General features: G+C 65.1%; 3 protein-coding genes. 2 read left to right on the top strand and 1 reads right to left on the bottom strand.

Going from position 1 to position 4,563, the window contains the following annotated elements; translation table 11 throughout:
* Window positions 1–137 precede the first annotated feature (137 nt).
* Entirely contained in the window at window positions 138–2,591 is a 2,454-nt protein-coding gene (locus G7Z99_RS19535) for an EAL domain-containing protein (RefSeq protein ID WP_181096785.1), read from the top strand.
* A gap of 37 nt (window positions 2,592–2,628) precedes the next feature.
* A complete protein-coding gene (locus G7Z99_RS19530) occupies window positions 2,629–3,429 on the top strand; it encodes a TenA family transcriptional regulator (protein ID WP_181096783.1) in 801 nt (266 codons plus the stop codon).
* Here the strand turns inward: G7Z99_RS19530 and G7Z99_RS19525 are convergent.
* Window positions 3,416–4,156, bottom strand: a complete 741-nt coding sequence (locus G7Z99_RS19525) for a YciK family oxidoreductase (protein ID WP_181096781.1) — start codon at window positions 4,154–4,156, stop codon at window positions 3,416–3,418. The genes G7Z99_RS19530 and G7Z99_RS19525 overlap by 14 nt on opposite strands.
* Between the last annotated feature and the right edge of the window lie 407 nt (window positions 4,157–4,563).

Genomic DNA, 4,563 nt, shown 5'->3' with positions numbered 1-4,563 from the left:
CCACCCCACAACCCCCGTCGTCCCCCGCCGACCGGGGCTTTGCGGGTCGCAAAAAAACTGCCACAGTCATGGCACATCGCCTAGTCTGTGCTGGGTCAGGCGTTATCCAGGCCGTAAACGTCGCACACAAGGACCCCATGAAGGAACATCGGACGCTCGACACACCAAGGCTGCTCGGCATCATCTGGCCGTTCATCGCCGTGGTCGCGTTTCAGGTGCTGCTCGGCAGCCTGAGCCTCTACGCGCTGTCGGCCGTGCGTGCCTACGTGGCCGGTGAAAGCCTGTGGTCGAAAGGCCAGAAAGACGCCATCTATTACCTGAGCCTCTACGCCGACACCCACGACGACCGGATCTTCCAGAGCTACCAGCGCGCCATCGCCATCCCCCTGGGCGGCTACCAGCTGCGCAAGGCCATGGACCAGCCCGAGCCGGACCTCGACGCCGCGCGTGAGGGCATCCTGCTTGGCGGCAATCACCCGGCCGACGTCACCCGGGTGATCTGGTTCTACCGGTATTTCCGTGACGTCAGCTACATGGACCAGGCCATCGACAACTGGGAAGTGGGCGACAGCTACCTCATGGCGCTGAACCAGCTGGCCGGGCAGATGCGTCAGGCGTTCGCCGAAGGACCGGTCGATGCCGCCCGCATCGCCGACTGGAAAGCCCGGATCGCGGCCATCAACGACAATGTCACCCCGGCGGCCGTGGCGTTCAGCGACGCCCTGGGCGCCGGCTCGCGCACGCTGCTCAAGGTCCTGTTGCTGACCAACCTGGCCACTGCGCTGTTCCTGATCGCCCTGGCCTGGCGACGCTCGGCCAGGCTGCTGACGCAGCGCCAGGCGTTCGCCAACGCCCTGCAGGTGGAAAAGGAGCGTGCGCAGATCACCCTGGCCTCGATCGGTGATGCGGTGATCACCACCGATGTCGAAGGCAGCATCACCTACATGAACCCCGCCGCCGAGCAGCTCACCCACTGGAACGCCGAACACGCGCATGGCCTGCCCATGGCCGCGCTGTTCAGCCTGCTCGACGAACAGGCCGAGCAGGAGAGCCACAACCTGGTCGAGCAGGTGCTGTCCGGCAACCTGCGCGGCGGCACCGAGCACACGCGCTACATCCAGCGTCTGGATGGCAGCACCGTGTCGGTCAACCTGGTCGGCTCGCCGATCCTCACCGACGGCGTGACCAGCGGCACCGTGCTGGTGCTGCACGACATGACCCAGGAGCGGCAGTACATCGCCAACCTGTCCTGGCAGGCCACCCACGACGCGCTGACCGGCCTGGCCAACCGCCGCGAGTTCGAATACCGGCTGGAACAGGCGCTGAACGAGCTGGCCCGCCAGCCTGCCCGGCACGCCCTGATGTTCCTTGACCTGGACCAGTTCAAGCTGGTCAACGACACCTGCGGCCATGCAGCCGGTGACGAACTGTTGCGGCACATCTGCGCCGTGCTGCAGTCCGGCCTGCGCGAGGGCGACACCCTGGCGCGACTGGGCGGCGACGAATTCGGCGTGCTGCTGAAGAACTGCCCGGCCGACCAGGCCGAACGCATCGCCGAACACCTGCGCCAGCTGGTGCAAAGCCTGCACTTCGTCTGGAAGGAGCGGCCCTTCGTCACCACCGTGAGCATCGGCCTGGTGCACATCGCCCAGTGCCCGACCACCCTGGAAGCCTCACTGCGCGCCGCCGACATGGCTTGCTACATGGCCAAGGAAAAAGGCCGCAACCGCGTGCAGGTCTACCATGCCGACGACAGCGAGCTGTCCACGCGCTTCGGCGAGATGGCCTGGATCCAGCGGTTGCACGTCGCCCTCGAGGAAAACCGTTTCTGCCTATACGCCCAGGCTATCGTGCCGCTGGACGGGCAGGGTGACAGCCACATCGAAATCCTGCTGCGCCTGCACGACGAGAGCGGACGGACCATTCTGCCAGAGAACTTTATTCCGGCCGCCGAGCGCTACGGGCTGATGAGCGCGCTCGATCGCTGGGTGGTGCGCAGCGTGTTCCAGACCATCCGCCAGTGCCTGGACGCCGGGCACGAAGGCCCGCTGGCCATGTGCGCCATCAACCTCTCGGGCACCAGCATCGGGGACGACAAGTTCCTCGAGTACCTCGAGCGCCAGTTCAGCGAGTTCCGCATCCCGGCGCAGATGATCTGTTTCGAGATCACCGAGACCAGCGCCATTTCCAACCTGGGCAGCGCCATCCGCTTCATCAACCAGCTCAAGAACCTGGGCTGCAAGTTTTCGCTGGACGATTTCTGCGCCGGCATGTCGTCGTTCGCCTACCTGAAACACCTGCCGGTGGACTACCTGAAGATCGACGGCAGCTTCGTCAAGGACATGCTCGACGACCCCATCAACCGGGCCATGGTCGAGGTCATCAACCACATCGGTCACGTCATGGGCAAACGCACCATCGCCGAGTTCGTCGAAACGCCCGTGATCGAAAGTGCCTTGCGGGACATTGGCGTGGATTACGCCCAAGGCTACCTGGTAGAACGTCCTAAGGCGTTCGAGTGCGCCAGCCTGTATCCTCGTCGTCCGACCGCGACGGTAGTCCGTCAGTCGGTGCCGGGCGCTTTTCGCTGAAAAACGTTGTACATCACAAGGAATCAAGGAGTTGATCGTGAAAGATGCATTCGTTCGAGTCGGACCCCTCATGGACCCTGCCAGCTACCCTGCCTGGGCTCAGCAATTGTTGCGCGACTGCCATGAGAGCAAGCGCCGCGTGGTCGAACATGAATTCTACCAGCGCCTGCGCGACGACCGGATCACGCCGGCGACCATCCAGCAGTACCTGATCGGTGGCTGGCCGGTGGTCGAACAGTTTTCGCTGTACATGGCCCACAACCTGACCCGTACGCGCTTCGCCCGTCATCCCGGGGAAGACATGGCGCGTCGCTGGCTGATGCGCAACATCCGTGTCGAGCTCAACCATGCCGACTACTGGCTGCACTGGTCCCAGGCCCACGGCGTCAGCCTGGCGGACCTGCAGGCCCAGGACGTGCCGCTGGAACTCAACGCCCTGAACGACTGGTGCTGGCGCGTCTGCACCACCGAGCCACTGGTGGTGGCGATCGCGGCGACCAACTATGCCATCGAAGGGGCGACGGGCGAATGGTCGGCGCTGGTGTGCTCGACCGACACCTACGCCCAGGGCTTCCCCGCCGAAGGCCGCAAGCGCGCCATGAAGTGGTTGAAGATGCACGCCCATTACGACGACACCCACCCGTGGGAGGCGCTGGAGATCATCTGCACGCTGGCCGGCGAGCACCCGGACCCGGCGCTGTGCACCGCGCTGCGCAAGGCGATCTGCAAGAGCTACGACTGCATGTTCGTGTTCCTGGAGCGCTGCATGCAGATGGAGCTGGGCCAGGACCAGCACGCACGGCCCGCCCTGGCGGTCGCCGAGGCTATTGGGCGTTGAAAGCCTGACCGTTGACCCCGGCGCTGTCCGGGCCCATCAGGTAGAGGTACACCGGCATGATGTCTTCAGGTGCCGGGTTGTCCTGAGGGTTCTCGGCCGGGTAGGCCAGCGCACGCATCGCCGTGCGCGTGGCACCGGGGTTGATGCTGTTGGCGCGCACCGGGGCCACGCCTTCGAGTTCGTCGGCCAACGTCTGCATCAGGCCCTCGGTGGCGAACTTCGAGACCCCATAGGCCCCCCAGTGCGCCCGACCCTTGCGCCCGACGCTGCTGGAAGTGAAGGCGATCGACGCGTCGCTCGACAGCCTGAGCAGCGGCAGCAGGGTGCTGGTGAGCAGGAACGTGGCGTTGACGTTGATGTGCATCACACGCATGAAGTGCTCGCCGGAGAGCTGGTCCAGCGGCGTGCGTGGGCCGATGATCGAGGCATTGTTGAGCAGCCCGTCCAGGCGGCCGAACTGGTTCTCGATCAGGGCGGCGAGTTCGTCGTAGTGGTGCGGCTCGGCGGTTTCCAGGTTGAACGGGATCACCACCGGTTGCGGGTGGCCTGCGGCTTCGATCTGGTCATAGACCTCGGTGAGGTTGGCTTCGGTCTTGCCCAGCAGCAGGACCGTGGCGCCATGGGCCGCATAGGCCCTGGCCGCTGCGGCGCCGATGCCGCGACCGGCACCGGTCACCAGGATGATGCGGCCGGCGAGCAGGTCGGGGCGGGCGGTGTAGTCGAACATGGTTGGGGTCTCCGGGTCGGGAAGGGTAGAGGTGCCAGGCCTCGTCGGCGCCAGGCGTCGCTTGCCTGCCGAGCGCCGTGGCGGCGAAGGTGAGGGCGTCTGTGCCACCGCCATCGCCGGCAAGCCGGCTCCCACAGGATCAGCGAGGCTGCGGTTCCTTAAAGGACCACTCTACCAGACACCCCGGTCATTTCATCGAATCCAGACCCTGCAGACCCAATCGCGGCTGGCCCCGCGCCCCGGCAGGGACCGCAGCGCTAATGTGTCAGATTGCACGATCCCCTGTAGATACCGTCTTGATCCTCACATCGCAAGTGCGATCTGAGGGTCGAACGGTTTGTCGGATTTCACCACGCCATACACCAGGTGCAGCAGCTTGCGCATGGCCGCACAGACGATCTGTTTGT

Origin of the sequence: Pseudomonas entomophila (assembly GCF_013523165.1) — a bacterium.
Lineage (GTDB): Bacteria > Pseudomonadota > Gammaproteobacteria > Pseudomonadales > Pseudomonadaceae > Aquipseudomonas > Aquipseudomonas entomophila_A.
Note: the sequence above shows the minus strand (reverse complement) of the source record. Positions and strands in the feature narration are given on the sequence as shown.